General features: G+C 45.5%; 16 protein-coding genes, 3 pseudogenes and 1 riboswitch. Of the genes and pseudogenes, 7 read left to right on the forward strand and 12 right to left on the reverse strand.

Features of this window, described 5'->3' with window-relative positions:
• Positions 1-121: 121 nt before the first annotated feature.
• From EYA81_RS02400 to feoB, 9 genes and pseudogenes are all read right to left on the reverse strand, one after another.
• On the reverse strand, positions 122-898 hold the full coding sequence (locus EYA81_RS02400) for a DUF6047 family protein (RefSeq protein WP_224207122.1): 777 nt from the start codon (positions 896-898) through the stop codon (positions 122-124).
• A 6-nt stretch (positions 899-904) separates the two neighbouring features.
• Positions 905-1,225: a hypothetical protein gene (locus EYA81_RS02405; protein ID WP_060386407.1), complete on the reverse strand. Its 321-nt coding sequence runs from the start codon at positions 1,223-1,225 to the stop codon at positions 905-907.
• Between the two features lie 11 nt (positions 1,226-1,236).
• Positions 1,237-1,953 carry a DUF6047 family protein gene (locus tag EYA81_RS02410; RefSeq protein ID WP_060386406.1) on the reverse strand — a complete coding sequence of 239 codons (717 nt, stop codon included), beginning with the start codon at positions 1,951-1,953 and terminating at the stop codon, positions 1,237-1,239.
• On the reverse strand, positions 1,954-2,130 hold the full coding sequence (locus EYA81_RS19110; RefSeq protein ID WP_002562197.1) for a hypothetical protein: 177 nt from the start codon (positions 2,128-2,130) through the stop codon (positions 1,954-1,956).
• Between the two features lie 5 nt (positions 2,131-2,135).
• A complete protein-coding gene (locus EYA81_RS02415; protein ID WP_117742427.1) occupies positions 2,136-3,083 on the reverse strand; it encodes a DUF6047 family protein in 948 nt (315 codons plus the stop codon).
• A 110-nt stretch (positions 3,084-3,193) separates the two neighbouring features.
• On the reverse strand, positions 3,194-3,829 hold the full coding sequence (locus tag EYA81_RS02420) for an RteC domain-containing protein (protein WP_060386404.1): 636 nt from the start codon (positions 3,827-3,829) through the stop codon (positions 3,194-3,196).
• 185 nt (positions 3,830-4,014) lie between these two features.
• Positions 4,015-5,313, reverse strand: a complete 1,299-nt coding sequence (locus EYA81_RS02425) for a sigma-54 dependent transcriptional regulator (RefSeq protein ID WP_060386403.1) — start codon at positions 5,311-5,313, stop codon at positions 4,015-4,017.
• The gene (locus EYA81_RS02430; RefSeq protein WP_060386402.1) at positions 5,285-7,675 is read right to left on the reverse strand and encodes a hybrid sensor histidine kinase/response regulator; all 2,391 of its coding nucleotides are present in this window, start codon (positions 7,673-7,675) and stop codon (positions 5,285-5,287) included. Before EYA81_RS02430 ends, EYA81_RS02425 begins: the two co-directional genes overlap by 29 nt.
• Before the next feature lie 332 nt (positions 7,676-8,007).
• A pseudogene (gene feoB / locus EYA81_RS19860) lies at positions 8,008-10,136 on the reverse strand (ferrous iron transport protein B); the annotation flags it as partial.
• Positions 10,137-10,411: 275 nt separating this feature from the next.
• Here feoB and EYA81_RS02440 point away from each other — a divergent pair.
• Positions 10,412-10,855 carry a Fur family transcriptional regulator gene (locus tag EYA81_RS02440; protein WP_060386398.1) on the forward strand — a complete coding sequence of 148 codons (444 nt, stop codon included), beginning with the start codon at positions 10,412-10,414 and terminating at the stop codon, positions 10,853-10,855.
• A 102-nt stretch (positions 10,856-10,957) separates the two neighbouring features.
• Here EYA81_RS02440 and map read toward each other — a convergent pair.
• The 3 genes and pseudogenes from map to EYA81_RS02455 form a co-directional block, all read right to left on the reverse strand.
• Positions 10,958-11,811 (reverse strand): annotated as a pseudogene (gene map / locus EYA81_RS02445) (type I methionyl aminopeptidase).
• A 1-nt stretch (position 11,812) separates the two neighbouring features.
• On the reverse strand, positions 11,813-13,819 hold the full coding sequence (locus tag EYA81_RS02450; RefSeq protein ID WP_131225334.1) for a heavy metal translocating P-type ATPase: 2,007 nt from the start codon (positions 13,817-13,819) through the stop codon (positions 11,813-11,815).
• 512 nt (positions 13,820-14,331) lie between these two features.
• Positions 14,332-14,874, reverse strand: coding sequence for a hypothetical protein (locus tag EYA81_RS02455; RefSeq protein WP_060386396.1), 543 nt, complete (start codon positions 14,872-14,874; stop codon positions 14,332-14,334).
• A 50-nt stretch (positions 14,875-14,924) separates the two neighbouring features.
• Between EYA81_RS02455 and EYA81_RS02460 the strand changes: the two are divergent.
• The 6 genes and pseudogenes from EYA81_RS02460 to EYA81_RS02490 all read left to right on the forward strand — a co-directional run.
• A pseudogene (locus tag EYA81_RS02460) lies at positions 14,925-15,787 on the forward strand (phage integrase SAM-like domain-containing protein); the annotation flags it as partial.
• Positions 15,788-16,422: 635 nt separating this feature from the next.
• Positions 16,423-16,615, forward strand: a riboswitch (cobalamin riboswitch).
• Positions 16,616-16,766: 151 nt separating this feature from the next.
• Positions 16,767-17,684: a DUF4465 domain-containing protein gene (locus EYA81_RS02470; RefSeq protein WP_060386395.1), complete on the forward strand. Its 918-nt coding sequence runs from the start codon at positions 16,767-16,769 to the stop codon at positions 17,682-17,684.
• Positions 17,685-17,747: 63 nt separating this feature from the next.
• Positions 17,748-19,529 carry a PKD-like domain-containing protein gene (locus tag EYA81_RS02475; protein WP_060386394.1) on the forward strand — a complete coding sequence of 594 codons (1,782 nt, stop codon included), beginning with the start codon at positions 17,748-17,750 and terminating at the stop codon, positions 19,527-19,529.
• A 14-nt stretch (positions 19,530-19,543) separates the two neighbouring features.
• Positions 19,544-21,634 (forward strand): epidermal growth-factor receptor (EGFR) L domain protein, encoded by a 2,091-nt coding sequence (locus tag EYA81_RS02480; RefSeq protein WP_060386393.1) that lies wholly within the window; start codon positions 19,544-19,546, stop codon positions 21,632-21,634.
• A 61-nt stretch (positions 21,635-21,695) separates the two neighbouring features.
• On the forward strand, positions 21,696-22,763 hold the full coding sequence (locus EYA81_RS02485) for a YncE family protein (protein WP_117667440.1): 1,068 nt from the start codon (positions 21,696-21,698) through the stop codon (positions 22,761-22,763).
• Positions 22,764-22,781: 18 nt separating this feature from the next.
• Positions 22,782-24,860 carry a TonB-dependent siderophore receptor gene (locus tag EYA81_RS02490; protein WP_060386392.1) on the forward strand — a complete coding sequence of 693 codons (2,079 nt, stop codon included), beginning with the start codon at positions 22,782-22,784 and terminating at the stop codon, positions 24,858-24,860.
• Positions 24,861-24,869 lie beyond the last annotated feature (9 nt).

Here is a 24,869-nt window from a genome sequence, read left to right on the forward strand (position 1 = left end):
AAAGATACAGAATCTTTAGGTAATAACAAAGCCCCAGCTTGTGAAAGTCGGGGCTTTGTACGTAAAATAATGAAGGTGTGCATTTTGACACACCTTCTTTCCCCTGCCATTTTTTATCACCCTATATCTTTATACCCTTATTTTTTTTCACATGCTCTTTTTCCTTTACGTCTGTTTTCCGCCGTATTTCCGAAAAGTGCTCTTTCAACAATTTCCCTGCCAGTTTCTTCGCCTTCTCCTGCATCACATCATACACATCCCATCTGTTGCGGCCCAGCAGTTTGTTTTCTATCTTCTCGAATTTATCGTAAAAACTGAAGTTGTCCGGGTATTCATCTATCAGTCCGTCTCTCGGATAGCCTTTATCCATGATATACAGCAGTGTCATCCAGTCATAATTATACGGACTCCGAGTAAGGCCCAGCCCCTTTCCGGAATCAGTCAGCCTATAATAGTTCTCCCATGTAGGAGCAAGATCATAACGCTCACTGTCCGTTATACTTTTCAATGCCGATTTGTCCACAAAAGCATCTGCCGGAATCTTCTCCAACGGCAACAAACAGCCGTAATCATCGCAACAGCGGTTTACTTTCCCTTCCATCAATGAAGGCCATCCCCGTAACTCATACACATTCAGATACTTTTCCTCAAAGTCCGGTTCAAAGAAACGCTTCTCTATATTCGTTGCCATAAAATCCCCGTATTGACGGTTTCCTACGTAATCCCTACCGAACAGCAGCACCCCTTTACCCGTCTCAACACCTGTATAATACGTGTTCCCATGCTTCAAATCATCCTGCATCTCCGCTATCACTTCGGGTGGTGCGGACTTTATCTCCCGCCACATCTCCGGTGTAAGTTGTCGGGGATAGTTCTCGTCCCTTGAAAGCGGGTCCATGTACTTTCACAGGCAATACACCACTTCCGACAGAGCCAGGTATCTATGCGGCTTAATCCCATGTCCGTCCATCGCCTTTTCCAGTCTTCGCAGATAATCATCATTATTCCCTTCCCGCAAACGCGGAATAATCCTCATATCAGGCACATTATAGTACATCATGCCCATGGTAGGCATTTCCGTTTCCTTGAGCGCCTTCTCCACATCTCCCAGCATAAACTCCAGAAAACCTTCCTCACCCGTACCTTTCATACTGACATGCACCGGGTTGAGATGTCCGTCCACTGTGACATACACACTGCCACTGTTCGTATTCTCTTTTTCCATTCATCAAAAAATTAAATGTTCATTCCTTGTCCTTTTCTCTTTGCCGGAATCCGCACCCTCATTTCCACGTTCGGGAACCGTACATTATCCGGTCGTGCCACCAGTGACGAGACTATCCGTTCCTGTTCTCCGGTCAGCGGCATAGGCTGCCGTTGCAATTTTCTCAGCCTGTTAAAGTTCCTCAGCGTAGGTGCCATGTCGCAACATGCCACACAAATCCCATATCTCACCATATCCGAAGAAACCGTCTGCCCGTCACCTATTTTTGCCCGGCATGCGGCATTCAGCGGAGCCACCTCATAAAACCTCAAACTCTCAGGTTTCCGCTTGCCGTCAAAAAAACGTTCGGCCAGCCCACTCAGAAACTCATCCAGCATCCTGTCCCCACCGTCTGTCTTGTCAAACAGCAATACCTTCCGCCCGTGTTCCACCGACATGTAGGTGGGAAAAGCAGCCAGCCCGCTGCGTATCACATCCCCGTTCATTCCGAAACGATGTCGCAGCCGCCTGTAATCCTCATTTTCCAGCAAATCCGTATGTTCCGCTGATAATGACAGATGTACAATCCCCCGTTCCTCACAGAATGCCGCATCCCGGAGTCTCACCACCCCCAACGGATATATATTCTCCCGTTCCAGTACAGGACAGAGCTGTTCCAGATAATCCGCATTGTCCGTACCGAATATGGGAGGAATCAGACTTTTGTCTTTAAAGTCGAAACGGAACATTCAGTGGTCGGGAATAAATTCCCGACCGGTCGTATGAGACCGCACGTTGTTACTGATATAACGGGAAAATCCCTCTTCCCCCTGTCCGCGCATACTCAGATACACGGGTCTGTAAAAGGCGTCCAATGTCATATACAGACTGCCGCTTTCCACCGCTTGCTTTTTCTTTTCTTCCATAGATTCTATAGGATTAATTGTTTCTTCTCCTTCTTCTGTGGGGTAATGGAAGCTGCATGCTTCACCTGCCGTTGGCTGTCAGACATCCGCTGTTCAGGAGCTTCCTGCCTGTAGTGTGTTTCCGGTAACCCGCCGGTCTGTTCCTCTTCCGAATGCGGATACGACACCGGATGTGACATTTCCATCCTTTCTATTCGGCTTATCCGTGCGCCCAACCTGAACTCTCCATCCGTAATATGGAACTCCGATTGTAACAAATCCGCCGCCATCTCCTTTGCCTCTTTCTGTAAGGCCGCATAGCCGAAGTCGTGTGCCGACAAAGGCGCGTTCATCCGTGCCCTCATGCTGTCTCCCAGCTTCTCCGCCAGTTCCCTGAACTCATACTCATAGCTGAACGGATGCACCTTGTCTGCCGCAACAATCCCGGCGTACCCGTTTTCCGAAATATACAGCAATGACGCTACATCATAGTTCCGGGGCGAGATACCCAAACCGAATTCTTTTGTCAGCCGGTCGAAGTTATGGAAATCGGGCCGCAGGTCGAACTTTGCCCTGCACACCCCACCGTCCAGCACACTTCTATCCGCAAACTTGTCGGAGGTGAAGTTCACCACCGACCTGCGCAATTGTGCGTCTGTGCTTCGCAAATCCGCTTTGGACAGCTTTTCGATGCAGTTGTCCGCCAGCCCGGCCACCCGTTTGGTAGGCAGGTCAATCTCATATATCCGCAAAGTTTCGGGTACTTTGGTCACGTTGAAGAAGCCGTCGGCCAGATGTTGCAGATAGCTGTTCCGTGCCTTCATACCCTTGGGGGTGTCGGAAAACAGTATCACGCCCTCTTCCGTAACCACCGCATATACCCGGTTTTTCGTCCCGGAAGTTTCCGTTACCGCCGCTTTCCGCCTGTCCGGTTTCCGGGCAATGCGGTTCCAAATATCATTCAGGATTGACATAGCTTGTATTTTTAGACATGATAACCGGCGACAAAGAAAAACATTCAGCCGCCAATCTGCAATACCTCATACATACGAGTCATCCGTTGGCGGCTGTTGGCGTACAACCTTTACGCCAGCCGTGCGTCCAGCATCCGGTTATAACTTTTGCGCAGGGAGTCGATGAACGGAGTGGTGTCCGTACAACGGTCGAACACCTTGCCACGCTTGGTGTACAGCGCATTGATTTTCAGACGGAACACTTCCTCGAAAACGCGGATAACATCCACAATTTTCAAATTCCGGCCTTCAGCCGTACCTATCGCACCGGCTGCCATCAGTGCGGCCACCAGTTCAATCAGGTCGCTGTCCGTACCGTTCCATGTCAGTGTGACGGAACTTTTGCTTCCGCTTCCCCGCACTGCTTCCGCATGGAATCCGGCAGACACAGTACCATGACGAAGCATCTCCTTCAGTATTTCCGCTTCCGCATCCAGCAACGCCAACGTCTTGTCGATAAACACGTCATACAGGATATTGCGGCAATCTTCAGCCATTCCGTTGCAGGCCTGCCGCATAAAGGCCAGCTCTATTTTTGTGTAGTTCAGACAACGTAGCTGTCCCGTCAGGTCCCCTGCCGGTGAAAGCGTAGCAAGGCAGTTCACGAAATCGTCATAGGCAGCCGGCAACTCACCTAGCGCAGGTCCGGCACCGTTTGTATAAGAGGCGAACAGATTAAAAAGAGAGGTTTCCACCAATGTCTTCATCGTATCATGTTTTTAGGTTCCACAATTCAACTCTCCACTCATCCTGCCGGAATAAAGACAAGTGCCATGCCTGAAACAGTACACAGATAAAACATTGGAAATAAACCATATAGAAAGCAGTAAAAATGATGTGTACATAAAAGCATTGTGGATTGGACATGATGTGTCCGAATTTCGGACATATTCTAATCCAGACGATACTTCCTCAGTTTCAGATAAAGCGTGCTCCGGCTGATGCCCAGCAGCCGTGCGGCAGCCTTCCTGTCATTGCCCGTTGCCTCCAATGCTTTCAGAATGGTTGCCCGTTCCATCCGCTCGTCATTAAGTGAATACTCTCCCGGTTGCCTGCCTTTATCGGGAATGTCTATCTCCCCGGTGGTTATCCAGTCATCTTTAGCCAATAAGGTGGCCCGTCTGACAACCATCCTCAGTTCCCGTATGTTTCCCGGCCACGAATAAGATTTCAACCGTTTCTGTACTTCGCGGTCAAAGCCTTTCACTTTCCTTGAGAACTCTTGATTGGCGGCATCCAGCATGAATTCCGCCAACGGGATAATATCCTCAATGCACTCTGCCAGCAATGGTACATGCAACGGAAATTCATTCAGACGATGGAACAGGTCTTCCCGGAAACGTCCTTCGGCTATCGCCTTCTCCAGGTCCTCATTGGTAGCAGCTACCAGACGGATGTCCGTCTGAATCTCCTCTTTACCGCCTACGGGACGGTAGCGTTTTTCCTGCAAGGCACGCAACAGTGCCCTTTGTACTTCGGCATTCAGATTACCCACCTCGTCCAGAAACAGTGTCCCATGGTTGGCGGCGGCAAACATGCCCGTCTTGTTTTCCGTCGCTCCGGTAAAGGCACCCTTCACATGACCGAACAGTTCCGATGCCGCCAGTTCCTTCGGAAGTACCCCGCAATCCACTGCGATGAAAGAAGCATCCGACCGACCGCTCAACACATGTATCTGCCGGGCCACATACTCCTTGCCTGTCCCTGATGCGCCACGTATCAGCACGGCTAACGTATCCACCGGAGCCACCAGCCGGATATGCTCCTGCAATCTCAATGCCAAAGGGCTTTTGCTTGTATAGAATCTTTGTTTTGTATTGCCGTCCCTTCTCTTACGTTCCAATGCTTTCCGGATAATACCAAGTACCTTTTCTGTCTGCACAGGTTTGGGCAGATAGTCCACGGCACCTTTTTTAACCGCTTCCACGGCACCGGGTATATCCCCGTAGCCTGTCATGATGAGGAAAGGAATACGATAGCCATGTGTATTCATCCATTCCAGCAGTTCCATGCCATTGCCGTTGTCGAGACGAAAATCCGATAATACCAGATCCACATCATGGTTGTCCAAAAACTCCTTTGCATTGTCCACGGATAATACATAACGAGCATTGATACCATTTTTCACCAGCCAGTTTGTGGTAGCACGTGCATACACACGGTCATCCTCTACTATCAATACAGTTTCCATATACTCTTTTCTTTATTCTTTTTGCTTTCTCTACAGCATGTTCCACAGCTTTAATCAGTTCCTCTATTCTTTCGTCCGATAAGCCACCCCATTTTTCGGAAGGCATGGAAGCCATTTCCCTCAGTTCACTTTGGGGAATGTTTATACGGATCATTTCCCAAAGCGGCGCGGCTTTGTGTATGATACTTCCCAACTTCTTATAATCTCCCGTGGAAAAAGCGTCCCTTATTCCGGCAAGTTCACCCATGGTATCCTTTATGAACAGGTCCAGCATCTCTTCCACGTTTTCCTCTCCTTCCATGATGGCAGCAAAAGCAGGTCGATCCATCTGTGAAACTGCCGCCAGCAACTCTTCCTCAGAGAAAGGCTTATACAGACAGTCGGCAAAACCTGCGGTAAGATACTCTCCCTTTTTATCGGAACGTGCCGTGATGGCTATGACGGGAATCTCCCATGCCCGGGGAATGTTCGAGGTCCTCAACAGCTCAAGGACCGAGAAGCCATTCGTACCGGGCATCTGTATGTCGGTCAGCAGAAGGTCGTATTTCTGTTTGTTCAGACAATCCATCAACTCCCGGACATCCGAGCAGCAGTCACAGTGAATCTGATTACGGGAAAGCATTTTACTGATGACTCCCAGCTGGATACGGTTGTCATCAATGACCAGCACACGGATATCAACGGGCAATTCACAAACAGGAGAAAACTTCTCTTCCGGACAGACGGGGTGTCCGGCCGGTAGCATAGGCAGGAAAACAGAAAAACGGCTGCCCTCACCGGGTACACTCTCCACTTCCACATGCCCCTGCATCAAGGATACGAGTCGGGCCGTGATTGCCAACCCCAACCCGAAGCCGGGGATATTACGCGCATTGTCGAGCCTTTCGAAAGCTCCGAATATCCGTTTTTTCTCCTCAAGGCCTATTCCCATACCCGTATCCAGGACAGAAATATGAAGATTTCCCGGCCGGTATTCCACCTCAAGAAACACCTTCCCGTGAAATGTGAACTTCAAGGCATTGGACAGCAGGTTGCCGACTATCTGCCGGATATGCGAGCTGTCACAGTTGACCATAACATCCAGACCGGAGAAAGATGCAGTGAACGCAAGTTTTTTCTGCCGGGCGGCAAGACGGTGGCTGTCCGCTATTTCTTCAAACAGAGTTTTCAAGCTGAAGAGTGTGTTTTTGGAGTGCGTCCCACCTTCATCCATCCGGTGATATTCCATCAGCGTGTCTACCAGAGCGAGCATATAATCGGACGAATGCAGGATATTGTCCAGATAACCGACCCTGCAACTACCATCGCTTTCCGAAGACAACTGTTCCGCACAGCCTCTGATAGCTGCCAGCGGAGCACGCAGGTCATGGGCCACTGAGGCCATCAGCTCCTTACGTGAACGGAGCAATTCTCTATTCCGATTGTCGGACTGTTCAAATTCCCTCTCATACCGAAGACGACGGTTCAAATCCCGGTGAATGAGGATATACAATACAATTGCCAGTAAAGAGATAGACAAAGCCAAGCCGGCTACCACATAGTAGGAATTATTCCGTTCAAGGACAAAGGTTCTGTAGCGTGCAGCAAAACGTTCGTTATTCTCCCGTTCAAATTCAGAGACTATGCTGTTCATCCTTTCGTTCAGTTCCATGCCGCCAACGTATAAGCTGTCCATCTGTGCCTGTATTTGCACTAATCTTTCAGCCTGTTCCAAGGACAGAGAGTGGAGCATACATGTTGCCATTCCGATTGAAGGGACAATGAACAAAGAGCAATGCCTACATTCGCCATCTTCCTTCTGTCGCTGACAGGCAAATTTATTCTCTTTTAATGGAAAAATATCCCAAATTCCCTTCTTAGAACTATCTCTCGTACCGGATTTAAACAAGACCATATTCCTCTTTTGCTGCACAGCTTGTCTCCCAGCAGTCAAAATAATGGAAGGGATACTTTCCTGTACAATATCGCCAATACTCTGCAATTCATTGAAAGTATGCATTGTCTTGGAAAGAAGAATTTCTTTATTCCAAAGAAGAAGACACAATGAGTCAATACGGTTTTTTTGTAAGGGAGTATGGACATACTCCTTTAGGAGTTGCAGACTGTCACAAACCCCATATCGTTTATAACTGTAGTTCTTCAAATCGTTGTCATCCCATGTTATGGCAATTTCCGCATGAGTAGAAAGATCCAATAGGCCTATGTAACTTTTTTCTGCTAGACTATGTATCGCTGCCAACTCCTTCTCTTCTTTGCGCAGCATGTGTCTTAGTACCTGTTCCTTGCGGAACTGATAGACAATGAAAGCTAACAGTAAAACTAAAATAGCATAACCGAAGCATATTTTTAACTTTAACCACATAATGATACCGACTGTAAATTTATATAATGTTCACATCAATAAGTGCAATATCTGAAAAGGCAAAATAAAAAACTTATTAGTATATAGTGACACTAATACTAAATCATCTTGTATTGATAAATTGCACTGATAATGTAGTGCTTTTAGCTGATTGACAATCAAATTTTACTATACATTAAAGCTCTTTTTGTTTTTATAATTACACGAACTTTTCAATTTTAACAATATTAAGAAGAGAAATAGAACATATAATTTGTATATAGTGTATCTAAAAGGAAATAAGAACAAATATTCACATTATAAAACGGAATAAAATAAGGTGTTTTTTTTTAAAATCCTAACAGTTTCATCACCGGACTTATAAAATGACCTATTCTGCCGATATAGGAATTTTCCTGTTGTTTCAAGTTTCGGAAGGCAGTCAATTCCTTTATCTTCTGTTCTTTTGTTGAAAAGTCTTTTTCTGTCTGTTCTATCCGGCTGATTTCTTTGTCGAGGGCATCAAGCTTTTCAGAATGATGGGGATAATATCCAAGAAACCATACGATGACAGAAGCTACAAGAATGACACTTCCCCTTTTATGCAGATACTGTTTGGCTTTTTCCCACATATGTATACAGATGGCGCGTGTAGTAGGCATCCGGTAAGGAGGCAGTTTCATTACAAAAGGAACATCCTCGTTCTTGAATAAAAACTTTCTGAACAATCTGGCCATGCATACCGCAGCTGTAATACCTGTAAGGCATAAGACTAAAAGCATGGTTCCCGCATATTCCGCAAAAAAAGTTCTGCATATTAATACATAGAGAGGCAGACGGGCACTGCAACTCATCAGAGGGACAGCCAGCATGGTTATCATGCGGCTACTCCGGCTTTCTATGGTACGGGTAGCCATTACAGCCAATACGTTGCATCCGAATCCCATAATCAGCAGAATGAACGACTTGCCATGCAAGCCCATTTTGTGCATCAATTTGTCCATAATAAATGCTGTCCGTACCATATATCCGAAATCCTCCATCAGTAATATGAAAAAGTACAGAATCAGAATTTGCGGCAGGAACACAATGATACCGCCCACACTGTTTATAATTCCGTTAGTCAGCAAATCCGCCAACGGACCGGGAGCAAAATTCTCCTGTACCAGTTGTTCCATCCAGCTCATCCAGGAGTCGATCCATCCTTTAGGATATTCTCCGATGACAAAAGTGGCTTCGAACATGAGCCATAGGAAGAAAATGAACAGAGAAAAACCAAGCAACTTGCTGGTGGCAATATGGTCAATCAACTTTGTTTTGTCTTTTTTATGCATGGGATTTTCATGATAAGTCTCCCGGAGTGCTCCTGATATAAAGCCATAACGGACATCTGTGAAAGCGGTTTCCGAATCAGTCTGCAACAAATCTTGAATGGTGTTTATAGCCTTTTCCCTCACTGCCATCAGCCGGGAATAATTCCCCCATCTCTTGACCATTCTTTCTATCTCCACATCCTTTTCCAATAGTTTGATGGCAAGGAAACGTTTGGAAAAACGCTCGGCTACGTTCCCGTAGATTTTCAATTCCTTATGCATTCTATCAATTTCCGTTTCCAGCGTATTGCCATAGTTTATGTGTATATGGCGCGTCAGCGGTTCTTTGCCTCATACACTTCTATGATTTTTTTCAGCAAGCTGTCTATGCCGAAACCGGTTTTACCGATAGTGGGTATAATCGGTACACCTATCATCCGTGCCAGAGATACATAGTCGAACCTGTCGCCTTTCTTCTCAAGTTCATCATACATGTTCACGGCAATGACCATGTGGGTATCCATGTCAATCAACTTGCTGGTAAGATATAGATTCCGTTCAAGATTCGATGTGTCAATCACATTGACAACAATGTCTGGCTAGTCCTCTTTCAAGTATTTACGGACATATAGTTCTTCCAGAATATAGGTGGACAAGGAATAAGTTCCCGGAAGATCTATGATTTTAAATGTATATTCGTCCTGGGTGAACACCTCTTCTTTGGCATCTACCGTGACTCCACTGTAATTGCCTACATGCTCATACGCTCCAGATGCAAAATTGAACATAGATGTTTTTCCACAATTCGGATTACCGACCAGTGCGATATTGATAGTTTTCCCTCTGTCTTTAGCAAATCGAATAAAATCTTCGTGTGACAGAGTAGTAAGTGTATTAACCTGTGACTCCGTGTCTGTTATTGTACCATATTCGTGTTGATATTCATTCATGCTTACAACTTCCACCAGCTCTGCATCACTTTTGCTAAGAGAAACATTATAGCCCATCACCTTGTAATAGACAGGATCGCCCAAAGGCGCACTCCGGACAGCCTCCACTTCTTGTCCCTGTACAAATCCCATCTCGATAATGCGCTTTCTGAAAGGCCCTCTACCGAGTACTTTCGTAATGATTCCTTTGTCATCCCTTTTTAAATCAGAAAGTTTCATATCAATATTTTAATGTTTGATTTTTATCTTTTATCGGCAAAGTTAGAGCGGATTATTTGCAATCTTGTTGCATGTTTTTTTGTTGTTTCGATAAAAAACTGTAATTCAATAATTAATGTTATTTCTAAACATATTTGCAACAAGATTGCAAATAAAAAAATGTATTTTTGCAGTGCTAAAACAGATAAAGAATACTGCATGGAAAAGGCGGTATAAAATACCGCCTTTTCCACTTGATAGCTTTACTGATTGTTGAACTTTAAAAATTCATATCCATGTCAATAAAGCAATGTGAAGACAGACTGCTGGACAGGGGACTACGTCCGACCCCGGCAAGAATCCTAACTCTACGTAAATTATCCGAACTGGAATATCCTGTTTCTCTGCTTGAACTTGAGACTATGCTTGACACATTGGACAAGTCTACCATTTCCCGTTCATTGGCTGTACTCCTGAAACGTCATGCCATTCATTCATTTGAAGATGGAAGCGGATCAACCAAATATGAGATTTGCAGAAGTACGGTGGAACATTGTCCTATAGAAGAGCAACATGTACATTTCCATTGTGAAGCTTGCAACAGAACATTCTGTATGAAAGAGCATAAAATCCCAATAATCAGCCTTCCCAATGGCTATGCAATCGAAAACATCAATTATACCATAAAAGGGGTATGTCCTGAATGCCAATGTCAACAACGAAAGGTATTGACAAATTAGGAGAAAGACAATACCACATAGGTGTAAATATTGAGTTTAATATAGAAAGAGACTCCTTATAGTAATTCTTATGGAGTTACTCTTTCTTTATCATCATTGTTGTCAGTGGGCTAAAATTTCGGGCTCTGACTCTGTGATTAAAATGGTATACTCCCATTGTGCAGACGGCAGGCGGTCTTCTGTATAAACAGTCCATCCGTCTGATTGATCCATCACGACTTTCCAAGTACCCATATTAAGCATCGGCTCTATGGTTAATGTCATACCAGGAACCAATAGCATACCTGAGCTCTTTCTACCATAATGCAACACTTCCGGCTCCTCGTGGAACTGTATTCCTACACCATGACCGCAAAAATCACGAACTACAGAAAAGCCATTGCGCTTGGCATGGCACTCTATTACATGACCTACATCACCCAAAAAAGTAAACGCCTGAGCGGCTTGCACTCCCTTTTTCAGACACTCTTCAGTAACACGTACCAGCTTTTCTTTTTCTGAAGAGGTTTTCCCAATAATAAACATCCGTGAAGCGTCTGCATAAAAACCGTTAACTATCGTTGTACAGTCTACGTTTACAATATCACCTTCATGGAGCACCTGATTCTCATTAGGAATGCCGTGGCACACCACTTCATTAACCGAAATACAACAGCTATTCGGAAAACCGTGATACCCCAATGTTGCAGGAATACCCTGGTGATCCATGGTATATTCATACACCAAACGGTCTATTTCTGCGGTACTGATACCTTCCCGAATATTTTCCTCCACACAATCCAATACAGCTGTATTCAACAGTCCACTTTTCCTTATTCCTTCAATTTGTTCCGGCAATTTAATGAGTTTTCGTGAGGGAACCAGTCTGCCTTTTTTTCCCAATACATCACTTTTTTATCAACTTCTGTCAAAGGCATGCCCGGAATGGGATGCCATTGATACTTTGCTTTCTTCATCTTATTTAAATTTTTTAGCCAAAATACGGATTGAATTCAACACAGCTAATAAAGCCACTCCTACATCAGCAAAAACAGCTCCCCATAATGAAGCGTATCCCAAGACCCCTGCCAACAAAATGATAACTTTCATGCTGATAGCCCCAATGATATTCTGCCATACTATACATTGTGTGGCACGTCCTATTTCAATGGCTGTAGCCACCTTCGATGGTTGGTCTGTTTGAATTACCACATCAGCACTTTCAATGGCTGCATCCGACCCTAGACCACCCATGGCAATACCTACATTGCTAAGAGCCAATACAGGTGCATCGTTCATGCCATCGCCTACAAAAGCTACAGTACGAGTAGCATGAAATGACAACTTCTGAATATAGGTAGCTTTGTCTTCAGGTAGCAAGTCACCATGTGCCTGCGGAATTTCCAGTTCGCGAGCCACTTTTTCCACTAATGATTGCTTGTCGCCTGATAGCAGATGGATATCTTTTACGCCTAATTCCTTTAGATGCCGGATAGCTTGTACCGCATCCTCTTTCAATTTGTCAGCCAACCATACAGCTCCGGCATATACTCCGTCTATAGCACATACGACAACCGTCATTTCAGATTCAAGTACCTTAGATGGTACTACCGTCTTCCGCATCAAAAGTAGTCGTGGATTCCCTACCAGTACATTTTTTCCATCAATAATGGTTTCCACACCATATCCAGCTATTTCCTGCATGGATAAGGCCGAATGTAAGGAAATATGCTGCCCCCGCACATACTGCTGAATGGCTTGTGCAATAGGGTGAGTACTCTTCTGTTCAGCCGTTCCGATGATTGCAAGCAATTCCTCTTTCTTCAAGGTAGCAGCTTGGACAGATGCTACTTCAAACTGCCCGGTAGTCAATGTTCCGGTTTTATCAAAAGCAATGCTGTCTAATTTTGTGATAGCATTCAGATAATTACCTCCTTTAAAAAGGATACCCGCACGGGAAGCAGCACCGATTCCACCATAATATCCCAAAGGAATACTGATGATCAAGGCACAAGGACAGGAAATCACCAAGAAAACCAGTGCACGATAAAGCCAGTCGGCAAATACATAATCGAAAGAAGGAGCTAACCATTCCACCACTGCAGGTATTATAACTACCAGTGCCGAAAGGAATAGCACCAAAGGCGTATAAATCCGGGCAAAACGCCGTATGAACAGTTCTGTCGGAGCTTTCCGTGCGGATGCTTCCTGAACCAAAGAGAGAATACGAGCTAATGCACTCTGCTCGTAAGGACGTTTCACTTCTAAATCAACCTTCTGGTTAAAGGCAATCATGCCTGCCAGCACCTCACCGTTTACCTCAATAGAACGAGGCATACTTTCACCTGTCAAAGCCGAAGTATCAAACAGTGCCGATTCGTTTATCAATGTACCGTCCAACGGTATTCTTTCTCCCGGTTTCACCTCGATGCGCTCACCTACCTGCACCTCCTTGGGTGCCACTTCGATAAAAGCTCCATTCCGGAATACCTGGGCACGTTCCGGACGGACATCCAGCAGTTCTCCAATATTCTTAGTAGCACGTTCCACAGCTCCATGCTGCAACATCTCCCCTACTGTATAGAGTAACATTACAGCTACAGCTTCGGGGTATTCACCGATACAGAAAGCTCCGATTGAAGCAATGAGCATCAAAGTGAACTCATTGAAAAAATCCTTGTCACGCATGCTGTGCCAAGCAGCATGCAACACCGGCAAACCTACAGGCATAAAGGCAAACAGATACCACACAGACTGGATTGTACCCTGAAACCAACTTAGCTGGATATAGCTCATCACGATACCTGCCAACAACAACATCCCCGAAACAAGAGAGCTCCATTTACCGGACACTCCATCGGCATGATGATGGGCACAGCAAGAGTCGGCATGAGGTGAAGATACAGATGGGGATACATACTGGGCTTGGCAGCAGGATTCTGCTGCATGTAGTTGTTGAAACGGATTAGAATGTATTGTTTTCATACTGAGATATATTTTTCTTTCACACTGCAAAGGTAGAACATATCTCATACAACTTGGTTGCAAAGCACATATCAGCACCTGAAAGAATAAAGACGGATGCCCTATAAATTAAGAGCATCTGCCTTCTTCTTTAATTACACGGTCACACTACATGCTTACGACTCTGATCCGGTCAGTAAAAGCGGACTAAGCAGCTTTTGCCCCTTCTCCCCATGGATATGACAATCTGCTTATACGCCATATCAGAAACGTCACAGGCAGCATATACTTCCGGAACAGAGAGCCAGTTTGTCCGTGATGATTTCATCCGCATTGTTTACTTGAACAACATCCCGGAAGAAAAAACTTCTATAGAGATCATATTTTTTCTGTTCTTTAATTATATACATTATCTGTAACAAAACACAGAGACATTAAAAAGAAAGAAGAGAAATACACATTAATAAGGTATTTCTCTTCTTGGCACAATCATCTGTGGTTTATTTATGTACGGAAAAAATGACTATTTTCTTTTAGTTACCTTGAGAATGTCCGTCATGGAGAGGGATTTCATAAAAATCTTCTGCCCCGATTTCTTCGATAATATGTGTACCATCTGATGAAATATATCCTACAGATGTAGCATAACGTTCCCAATCGGAAACTAACTCCTTCAGTTTGTCGGTATATTGATGAGACAAATCTTTTTTCTCGGAATAATCACGACTTATATCATACAGCTTCCAGTGCATACCGTCCCCATAAGGAGGAAGTAGAAGGGTCGCTTTCCACTGTCCCTTTATGACTGCCTTGCTTTCTGCCATTTCAAAACAGATGGCCTCGTTATCCGTGCGTGACGGTGTTTCTGATGAGAAAGTAGCACGGAGAGATTTTCCATAAAGTGGTGCAAGCTTCTTGCCCCTGTACACATCCGGTCTGGAAATCCCGACATAATCCAGTACTGTAGGAAACAAATCAGTGACATGCATCAAGTTGCTGGTATCTATCTTGCCTCGCTGTACATCCAGACCAGAAACAATCAATGGTACACAAATACCTCCTTCCGCTGTAGTCATTTTATAATACGCATAGGGCGTGTTGCAAGCCTCCGCCCATGCCTTTCCTAAAGATACATCAGTACATTTGCGATCATGACAGTTTTGTTACGGCCAAGAAAGTATATAACCGCTATGCAGGTTTCTCAAAGGAATGCCATACTCTTATGGTACTCTTCAGAGAACAGATTGAATCGTATAAAGAAAAGATAGGCAAAGGAAAGGCGGAAAGCACTTACCGTGGACTGGTTGCCGACTACAAGAGTCTTTTGCTTTTCATGAAAACCAAAAAGAACATCGAGGATATAGCTATTGACGAGCTTGAAAAGTCGTTCATTGAGGACTATTACACATGGATGCTCGGCACGGCAGGCAATGCGAATGCCACCGCTTTCAACCGTGTCAATACCCTGAAATGGCCGATGTACATCGCGCAGGAAAAGGGTTGGTTGCGAGTCCATCCTTTCACATCCTTCGAGTGCAAGCCGGAATACAAGAAAAGGTCTTTTCTTACTGAAGAGGAATTACAGAGAATCATCCACGTGGAGCTGAAATACAAACGCCAGCGTGCCATGCGAGACATGTTTCTCTTCATGTGCTTCACCGGTCTTTCCTATGTGGACCTGAAAGCCATAACATACGATAATATCCATACCGACTCCACGGCGGCACATGGCTGATGGGCAACCGTATAAAAACGGGAGTGGCGTATGTCGTAAAATTATTGCCTATTGCTATCGAACTGATTGAAAAATATAGGGGTACGGATGAAAAGAAAGACTCTCCTGAATGTGCCTTTCCGGTAGGTGAATACAATGCCATGCGGCTCAGCCTTGGAATCATAGGCAGGAAATGCAACTGCCGGGTCGAGGTCATCCCGTATCTTGCACGCCACGCATTTGCCGTTCTGGCCATACTCAAGAGGATGCTGCTGTAAACCCTTCAGAAAGTGTTTGGGCATAAGTCCATCACATACGTCCTGCACATCCATTCACTTGTCCGGCGCAGACGGGGCAATCTTTTTCTGGAAGTCGCCCATCTGTACGACCAGCGTGCTGACCAGCTTTCTCAACTCCTAATACGCGCTTGTTTCAATAATTGTCAGTTCCATACTAAAATTCTTTTTAAGATTCTGAATATGCGACAAAGTAACGCACATCCTATATCCTTTCCAAACAGATAATATCAGAGTCTTCCGTTGGCGTGCATTGGCGTATCTAACGTTAAAAGAGAAGGCCCTTCACCTGCATCCATGCGGCAACGGAACTTCCATTCCCTTACTTGTTTTCCATAAATTTATAGGATTAATTTCTGGTGCATAATATTAATAGTCATTATTCTGTCTGTTTTTTTTGCTTGCATAATTGCAGCTAACAGTTATCTATTCCAAAACGCATTGTTATGGAAAATGGCAAGCTGTTTTGGTGGTTTATGGATATTGTGTATGATAATTGCCGTCTTCGTTTGTCGTAAACTTGAATGCTCTAATTAAAACAGTACGGTTGTCATGCTTTGTGTGTTTTATTATAAATATTATGAATTATTTGGAATTGATATGTAATATAGATAATTTTGCAGTCAAGAAATGGTTTCGGGAGGTTTACGTCTTCCGAATGAAAAGGGAACCCGGTGAAAATCCGGGACAGTACCCGCTGCTGTGAGTCCACAAAAACGGACATCGAACTTTTGCCACTGGTGTAATACCGGGAAGGCACGATGACCGGGACGAGTCAGAAGACCTGCCATGACTGGAATGAGATTTACACCTGCGGGATATACGGGTCGTAATCAAATAAGGAATAGCTCATTGGCCATTCAATATTTGAAGACAGACATATTCCCGTTCGTGTAAGTTCGCACGAACGTTTTTTTTGTGTTTGTTAATAATATGTTTACATTAAAATGAGTGACCTATGAAAAGAAAATTACGCTTTCTGGCAGGTGCCTGTCTATTTACCGCAACCGCCTTGTTCTCCGGCTGTAGCTCGGACGATGACTTTTTGATGGAACCGGTTGATTCCGGAACTTCGCAAACCCGTGCTGTGACAAATCCGGACGGTACTTTAACTGTCACTTTCGATGATTTCAATCCCGGCATGTTGGCAGGACCTACCTCGGCCGGAGAAAATCTTTATTCGTACCAAGGGTATCCTCAAGTAACCACCATTTATGACAATACTCCGGAAGAATATCTCTTTCTTTCAATGTTTAATACAGTAGGTGGAAGCACAGAGTATTCCAGCGGCGGCATCGCACTTTCCAACTGGAACATCCGCTCCAATCAATCGGGGAATACCGGAGACTGGTGGTATTCCTATCTGAACCAGTGTTCTGTCTATAACACTGCGGTGGAAGCGGAAGGACAGGATAAGGAAGCCGGGCATAGCGGCTCCAATTTCGGTGTCGTTTACGGATATGTGGATGCTTACAATCAGGCATGGATGGCTAAACCAGAATTTTATTTCAATGTTCCCCGGAAATTGGTCGGCCTGTGGATCTGCAACACCTCATACACTTATGGTGTCATCACTTATGGTAATCAGTTCGGTCCTACGGGGGTAGCGACTCCTCTGAAAGAGATGAAAGGGTATTTCCAAGTGAATCTGGAGTGTTATGATGCGGATGGCGGTCTGATCCGCACTTACAAACGCCTTTTAGCCGATTATCGTGACGGCCAACAACAGGTTGATCCTATCACGACATGGGATTATTGGGAAATCAATGCCGAAGAGGTGCAAAGTGTGAAATTCAACTTCGAGGGTTCGGATTCGGGAGCATACGGTTTGAATACTCCGGCTTATATCTGTATCGATGATATCACCATACAATAAAAAGAATACAGGGATATCCCTTCTGTCGGGGTATCCCTGTTATTTTTCTAAAATCCACACATTATGCATCGTTTTTACTATTTTATTATTTTTGCCTGTATGCTGTTTACCTCCTGCAACAAGGATGAAGTCATTACCGAAGAAGTAGGAGGACAACCTATAATAGAACTTGACAGCGAGACCGGCATTTACACGGTCAAGGTCGGTCATGAATTGACTATCGCCCCGACATACCAGAATGTTGAAGATGCTCTTTTTGCTTGGACGATAGACGGTACGCTGGTTTCTTCGGGTCCGTCTCTTCAACGTACATGGAATGAATGCGGGGATTTTTACGTCAAACTAAGAGTAGACAATGCGGTAAGCTATGCCGAAGAGGAACTGAAAGTAGAAGTGAAAGAACTCACCCCTCCGGTTATCTCACTGGCACTTCCTTCGCAGGGATTAAAAGTCGTCCGGAATACCGATTACACATTTACTCCCGATATTCAGCATTCGGATGTAGAAGGGTTCAAAATCGAATGGGTACGGGAAGGAAAAATCGTTTCCACCGAGAATACTTATACCTTCAATGAAAAAGAACTCGGTGTTTATACGGTGACAATCAACGCTTCCAATATAGATGGGACAACAACAAAGGACGTAAGCGTAGAGGTCGTGGAAACGATGCCCTACGTTGTCAAATTCCCGACCCCGTCTTACCAGCAAACATCCACGGACAGGTACACTTTTGCCGACCGTCCTGTTTTCCTGCGCCCATTGTTGGAGTATTTCGATAATCCCCGTTTTGAGTGGAGTGTGGACGGTCAGGTCATGGAAGGAGAAGTGGAACGCATGTTCAAGTTCACGCCGTCCGCACCCGGAGAATACACCGTCTCCTGTACTGTTTTGGAAGACACACCGACGGAAAAAATAAGTAGGAATATCGACAAAGGAAAGACGGCTGTCACTGCCACTGTAAAAGTCGTCTGTGTGGACAAAAAAGAGCAGGACGGATTCTTGGCTTCGGGAAGTTCCAAGCTCTGGAATAAAGTCTATGAATATACCCCGGCTCCCGGCCAATTTATCAACGAAACGAGCACGATAGGCGGTATGACCGGCAATGAGACATCCCCTGAAGCGGCTGTCGCATGGGCAACACAGCGTCTAAAAGACAAACTGCACGTCTCTTTAGGTTCTTTCGGCGGTTATATCATCGTCGGTTTCGACCACAGTATTCCCAATTCGGGTAACCAATATGATTTCTGTGTTCAGGGGAACGCCTTTGACGGAAGTTCCGAACCGGGTATCGTATGGGTCATGCAGGATATAAACGGAAACGGATTGCCGGATGACGAGTGGTACGAACTGAAAGGATCTGAAGCAGGCAAGGAAGAAACAATACAGAATTTTGAAGTGACCTATTACCGTCCGGAAGGCAAAAAAATGGATGTCCAATGGATCAGTTCCGACGGTAGAAACGGCTGGGTAGACTATCTGTCCGCTTATCATACACAGGACTATTATTATCCGGCTTGGATTTCGGAAAACAGTTATACCCTGACAGGCACTTGTTTGGCCGCCCGCAACACCCAAGATTCACAAACCGGTTATTGGGATAATCAGAGTTATGACTGGGGGTATGTGGATAATTTTGGAAACGACCAGATAGAAGGCGGCAGTACGGTAGATGGAAGCGGGCAAAGGAACGGTTTCAAAATTTCCAATGCCATCCATGCCGATGGAACGGAAGCCAATCTGCAATATATTGATTTTATCAAAGTGCAATGCGGTGTCTTGGCCAAAAGCGGCTGGTTGGGCGAAGTTTCAACGGAAGTATTTTCTTTTGAGGATTTAACAAAATAACAATAAATACAAGTATGAAAAATTATTTTCTTCCCATGCTCCTATCCTTGTTCTTTTTGGGAGCATGTGACAAAAACGATGAAATTATACCTGAAGATGCAGATGAGAATTTCATCACGTCAGTTGTGATGACTGTGGACGGAAAATCGTACACGGCCGATATTACGGACAATACAGTAACGATAACCGTTCCTTATACGGTATCGTTGAACAATGCCGAAGTGGAATTCAAGTACACCACTTCTGCAACAATCATACCTAATCCAAAAACGGTAACGGACTGGGATAACGAACGGACCTTCCGGGTGACATCCTATAACGGAGATGCCCGCGAATATGCCTATAAGGTGGTGAAAAGCGAAATAGAATCTGATGGAGATGTAGAGTTGAAGACCACCGAGGAGGTAGCTTCTTTTGCCGCAACCAAAACAACCGTTGTCAAAGGGAACCTGATTATCGGTTCTGATGCGGAAGAGGCAGAAAAAATCACTGACATATCTGCATTGGCATCTTTGAAAGAGGTTACAGGCAACATTGTCATTCGTAACAGTTACAACGGTGCAGACTTGACAGGGTTGGATAATATCGTTTCAGCCGGAGGTTTGCAGTTAGGTTCGGTCGATGTCGCCTCGAAAGCTACGGAGCTTCACATGATTTCCATGAAAGCTCTGGAAATGCTCTCCGGAGACATATCGGTATATAACGACCAAGTGACTTATGTCCTATTCGAGAAACTGGCAACTATTGAAGGAAGCGTGATGTTCAATGCGCCGTCGTTACAGAGTTTTGAGTTTCCGGTTCTGACCACTGTAGGTCAGGATCTGAATATCCAGGGACTCAATGAAGAAAACAAGGCAGCCGGAACAATCGCTTCTTTAGAATTATCGGAACTGACAAGTGTCGGAGGTGTCTTGTCCGTGAACAATCTTGCCAAACTGACTTCCATGAGCTTCCTTAAGCTGAAAGAGACCGGTGGCTTTGATTTCCACACCGTCCCCGTGATGTTGGAAACCATTAATCTACCGGAAGTCGAGACAGTAAACGGAAGTATTATTATGGAAGCCAACATGGAAACTCCTCCTACCGGTAGTTTTGTTCCCCAACGAAATGACGTGCTTCAGGCTTTCGGTGGAATGGACAAACTGACAACGGTGAAGGGGCAGATAAAGATAAAAAATTTCACGGCGCTCAAGCAGCTTCCTGACTGGAGTAAAATCACCACACTTGGAAGCATTACGTTGGATTATCTTGAAGACGTGAGCGGAACACTGATGTTGCCGAACGCCCGATTTGAAACCTTCGGAGAAACAGCTCCCCAGATTGAAATTATAAACAAGGTGCAGCTCTCCAAAATTGAAACAGCCGAAGATTTGTCAAATGTAAATTTTGTCATCACCAGTCTTACGAATAACAAGTTCCCTGAAATCATGTTCAAGAATATCAAAGACTTCACTTGTAAGCCAACCACTAACAATCCCGATTATACCATATCGACAATTCAACATGTACATGGAAATCTGTATGTGACAGGCCAAATGCGAAGCAAGGCAAAATTCCCTGACTTGGAAATCGTAGACGGATATGGATACATCCAAATGCCTATGATGGGGACTGTTTCAATGCCTGTATTGAAAGAGGTGGGTGGACAATTTTATTTGTCCGGCAATCTAACCAGTTGTGAGTTGCCTTTGTTATCCAAAATCTGTTGCTCAGCCTCTCCTGTATATTATAAAGAGGGAAAAGGTTCTTTAGCAATGACTTTACAAAGTAAATCACTGAATCTTCCGGAATTGCTTCACGTAGGAGGTGAAGGGTTGTTCGTTAATCAAGCAACAGGTATTACTTGTGCTAAGTTACAGACAATAGATGGTACGTTACAGATAAAACAAGCGAAATCTCTTTCTCAGGAAACATTTTCCATGGAGAAGTTGAAGACCTTGCATGGGGTTGTTTTTGACGGTTTGACAAAATTCACCGACTACACTTTCTTCGGTAAGTTCATAGAAAACGGAATGATTACGGAGGAAAGCTGGAGTGTGACGAAATGTGGGTATAACCCAACCTTCCAAAAAATGAGGGACAAACAATATACGCAGCAGGATTAAACCTTATACCTTAACCAGAGTACCCGTAATGATTCGGGTACTCTTTTTTATCTGAATGACAATGAGCAGAACAATACAACGGATTTGCCTTTTTCTTTTCTGCCTGCCAGTTTTCGGCAGTTGCATGAAATGGGATTATGGGGAGATGGAGAATTTCTCGGCATCGGCTTCCGGTCTTTTCATCACCAACGAGGGAAATTTCCAGTACGGCAATGCCTCGCTTTCCTACTATGATCCTGCCACGTGCGAAGTGGAGAATGAAGTGTTTTACCGTGCCAACGGGTTCAAGTTGGGCGATGTGGCCCAATCTATGGTTATCCGGGACGGTATAGGCTGGGTCGTGGTGAACAACTCGCATGTGATTTTCGCCATCGACATCAATACTTTCAAGGAAGTGGGCCGTATCACAGGTTTCACCTCACCCCGGTATATCCATTTCCTGTCGGATGAGAAAGCCTATGTGACGCAAATATGGGACTACCGCATCTTCATCATCAACCCCAAGACATACGAGATTACCGGCTATATCGAATGTCCAGACATGGACATGGAATCGGGTTCCACCGAACAAATGGTGCAATACGGCAAGTACGTCTATGTGAACTGCTGGTCGTACCAGAACCGCATCCTGAAAATCGACACGGAGACGGACAAGGTCGTGGACGAACTGACCATCGGCATACAGCCTACTTCGCTGGTCATGGACAAATACAACAAGATGTGGACCATCACGGATGGCGGTTACGAGGGCAGCCCATACGGCTACGAGGCACCGTCTCTCTACCGTATAGACACCGAGACTTTCACCGTAGAGAAACAGTTCAAGTTCAAGCTGGGCGACTGGCCTTCGGAAGTCCAGCTCAACGGTACACGGGATACGCTTTACTGGATCAATAACGATATTTGGCGAATGCCGGTGGAAGCCGACCGTGTTCCCGTCCGACCTTTTCTGGAGTTTCGGGACACCAAATACTACGGCCTTACGGTCAATCCCAACAACGGGGAAGTATATGTGGCCGACGCTATTGATTACCAGCAGCAAGGTATCGTGTATCGCTATTCGCCGCAAGGTAAGCTGATCGATGAATTTTACGTGGGAATCATTCCGGGAGCTTTCTGCTGGAAATAACGAGGAAGGAGGACAAAAATGAAAAGACATCTTATTCTATTGTTCGTGGGGGTAAGCCTGCCCTTTCTGCTTGCCGCCCAGCAAAAAAATTCCGTCAGCATTACCAAAAGGGTGCTGCGTATTCCGGAGGTTACGGTGGTAGGCAAACGACCGATGAAGGATATAGGCGTGCAACGAACCCGTTTCGATTCCATCGCCATGAAAGAGAACATCGCCTTATCTATGGCCGATGTGCTGACATTCAACTCATCCGTTTTTGTCAAGAACTACGGACGCGCCACGTTATCTACTGTAGCTTTCCGGGGTACCTCTCCCTCGCATACTCAAGTGACGTGGAATGGTATGCGCATCAACAACCCGATGCTGGGCATGACAGATTTTTCCACCATCCCTTCTTACTTTATCGATGATGCCTCGCTGCTGCACGGAACTTCGTCGGTAAACGAAACGGGCGGCGGCTTGGGTGGTCTGGTCAGGCTCTCCACTTCTCCGGCCAACCATGAAGGATTCGGGTTGCAGTACGTGCAGGGAGTGGGGTCGTTCAGCACGTTCGACGAGTTTCTCCGCCTGACCTACGGTAACAAACACTGGCAGTCCTCCACCCGTGTGGTATATTCCTCTTCTCCCAACGACTACAAATACCGAAACCGGGACAAGAAGGAAAACATCTATGACGAGGACAAGAACATCATCGGTTCCTATTATCCGACGGAGCGCAACCGCAGCGGGGCTTATAAGGATCTGCACATTTTGCAGGAAATTTATTATAACACGGGCGAAGGTGACAAGTTCGGGCTAAACGCCTGGTATATCAATTCCAACCGGGAACTGGCGATGCTCACCACGGATTACGGGAACGGCATGGACTTCGAGAACCGCCAAAGGGAGCAGACGTTTCGCAGCGTCCTCTCGTGGGAACGCGTGCGGGAGAAATGGAAGGTCGGTGTAAAAGGTGGCTATATACACACATGGATGGCCTATGATTACAGGCGGGACAAGGGAAACGGCGAAATGGCTTCGATGACCCGCTCGCGCAGTAAGATTAACACGTTCTACGGAAGTGCGGACGGGGATTATGCACCTTCAGAGAAATGGCTGTTCACGGCCGGTGTTTCCGTACACCAACATTTGGTGGAAAGCGCGGACAAAAATATCATCTCGCAGGAAGGTAACAAGGCTGTTGTCGGGTATGACAAGGGACGTGTCGAGTTTTCCGGTTCCGTTTCTGCGAAATGGCGGCCTGTCGATCGTTTTGCCGCCTCGCTTGTTCTTCGCGAGGATATGTTCGGTACGGAATGGGCCCCGGTTATCCCGGCTTTCTTCATCGACGGGGTACTGTCGAAGAAAGGCAATATCGTGGCGAAAGCATCCATCTCCCGAAACTACCGTTTCCCCACGCTGAACGATCTCTATTTTCTGCCGGGCGGTAATCCCGACCTAAAAAGCGAGCACGGCTTCACATACGACGTGGGGTTGTCATTCTCGGTGGGGAAAGAAAATGTATATGCTTTGAGCGGTGGTATCAACTGGTTCGATTCGCACATCGACGACTGGATCATCTGGCTACCCACAACCAAGGGATTCTTCTCTCCCAGAAACCTCAAGAAGGTACATGCTTACGGGGCAGAGACCAACGCCCACCTTGATGTAATGCTCGGAAGGGAATGGAAACTGGATATGAACGGAACTTTCTCGTGGACTCCCTCGATCAACGAGAGCGAACCTATGAGTCCGGCAGACCAATCCGTCGGCAAACAGTTGCCATACGTACCGGAGTTTTCCGCAGCGGTGACCGGATGTCTGTCATGGCGGACATGGAGCCTGCTCTACAAGTGGTGTTATTACAGCCAGCGTTATACCATGTCGAGTAATGATTATACCCTGACGGGCTATCTGCCTCCTTACTTCATGAATAACGTGACACTGGAAAAACAGCTCTCTTTTCGATGGGCCGACCTGTCGCTAAAGGGCAGCATCAACAACCTGTTCGATGAAGAATACCTTTCCGTATTGTCCCGTCCCATGCCGGGCATCAATTTCGAGATATTCATCGGCATAACGCCCAAGTTCGGAAAAAACAAAAATAGTAAACGATAATCTGCATCA

It is taken from the genome of Bacteroides sp. A1C1 (genome assembly GCF_004328515.1).
Lineage (GTDB): Bacteria > Bacteroidota > Bacteroidia > Bacteroidales > Bacteroidaceae > Bacteroides > Bacteroides uniformis.

Bases quoted from the DNA above. Each gene is read 5' to 3' on its own strand.
- EYA81_RS02485 (WP_117667440.1), top strand. From the start codon at position 21,696: ATGAGCAGAACAATACAACGGATTTGCCTTTTTCTTTTCTGCCTGCCA.
- EYA81_RS02450 (WP_131225334.1), bottom strand. From the start codon at position 13,819: ATGAAAACAATACATTCTAATCCGTTTCAACAACTACATGCAGCAGAA.
- EYA81_RS02470 (WP_060386395.1), top strand. From the start codon at position 16,767: ATGAAAAGAAAATTACGCTTTCTGGCAGGTGCCTGTCTATTTACCGCA.
- EYA81_RS02400 (WP_224207122.1), bottom strand. From the start codon at position 898: ATGGACCCGCTTTCAAGGGACGAGAACTATCCCCGACAACTTACACCG.
- EYA81_RS02415 (WP_117742427.1), bottom strand. From the start codon at position 3,083: ATGTCAATCCTGAATGATATTTGGAACCGCATTGCCCGGAAACCGGAC.
- EYA81_RS02480 (WP_060386393.1), top strand. From the start codon at position 19,544: ATGAAAAATTATTTTCTTCCCATGCTCCTATCCTTGTTCTTTTTGGGA.
- EYA81_RS02405 (WP_060386407.1), bottom strand. From the start codon at position 1,225: ATGGAAAAAGAGAATACGAACAGTGGCAGTGTGTATGTCACAGTGGAC.
- EYA81_RS02490 (WP_060386392.1), top strand. From the start codon at position 22,782: ATGAAAAGACATCTTATTCTATTGTTCGTGGGGGTAAGCCTGCCCTTT.
- EYA81_RS02410 (WP_060386406.1), bottom strand. From the start codon at position 1,953: ATGTTCCGTTTCGACTTTAAAGACAAAAGTCTGATTCCTCCCATATTC.
- EYA81_RS02475 (WP_060386394.1), top strand. From the start codon at position 17,748: ATGCATCGTTTTTACTATTTTATTATTTTTGCCTGTATGCTGTTTACC.
- EYA81_RS02430 (WP_060386402.1), bottom strand. From the start codon at position 7,675: ATGTGGTTAAAGTTAAAAATATGCTTCGGTTATGCTATTTTAGTTTTA.
- EYA81_RS02420 (WP_060386404.1), bottom strand. From the start codon at position 3,829: ATGAAGACATTGGTGGAAACCTCTCTTTTTAATCTGTTCGCCTCTTAT.
- EYA81_RS02425 (WP_060386403.1), bottom strand. From the start codon at position 5,313: ATGGAAACTGTATTGATAGTAGAGGATGACCGTGTGTATGCACGTGCT.
- EYA81_RS19110 (WP_002562197.1), bottom strand. From the start codon at position 2,130: ATGGAAGAAAAGAAAAAGCAAGCGGTGGAAAGCGGCAGTCTGTATATG.
- EYA81_RS02440 (WP_060386398.1), top strand. From the start codon at position 10,412: ATGTCAATAAAGCAATGTGAAGACAGACTGCTGGACAGGGGACTACGT.
- EYA81_RS02455 (WP_060386396.1), bottom strand. From the start codon at position 14,874: ATGACTACAGCGGAAGGAGGTATTTGTGTACCATTGATTGTTTCTGGT.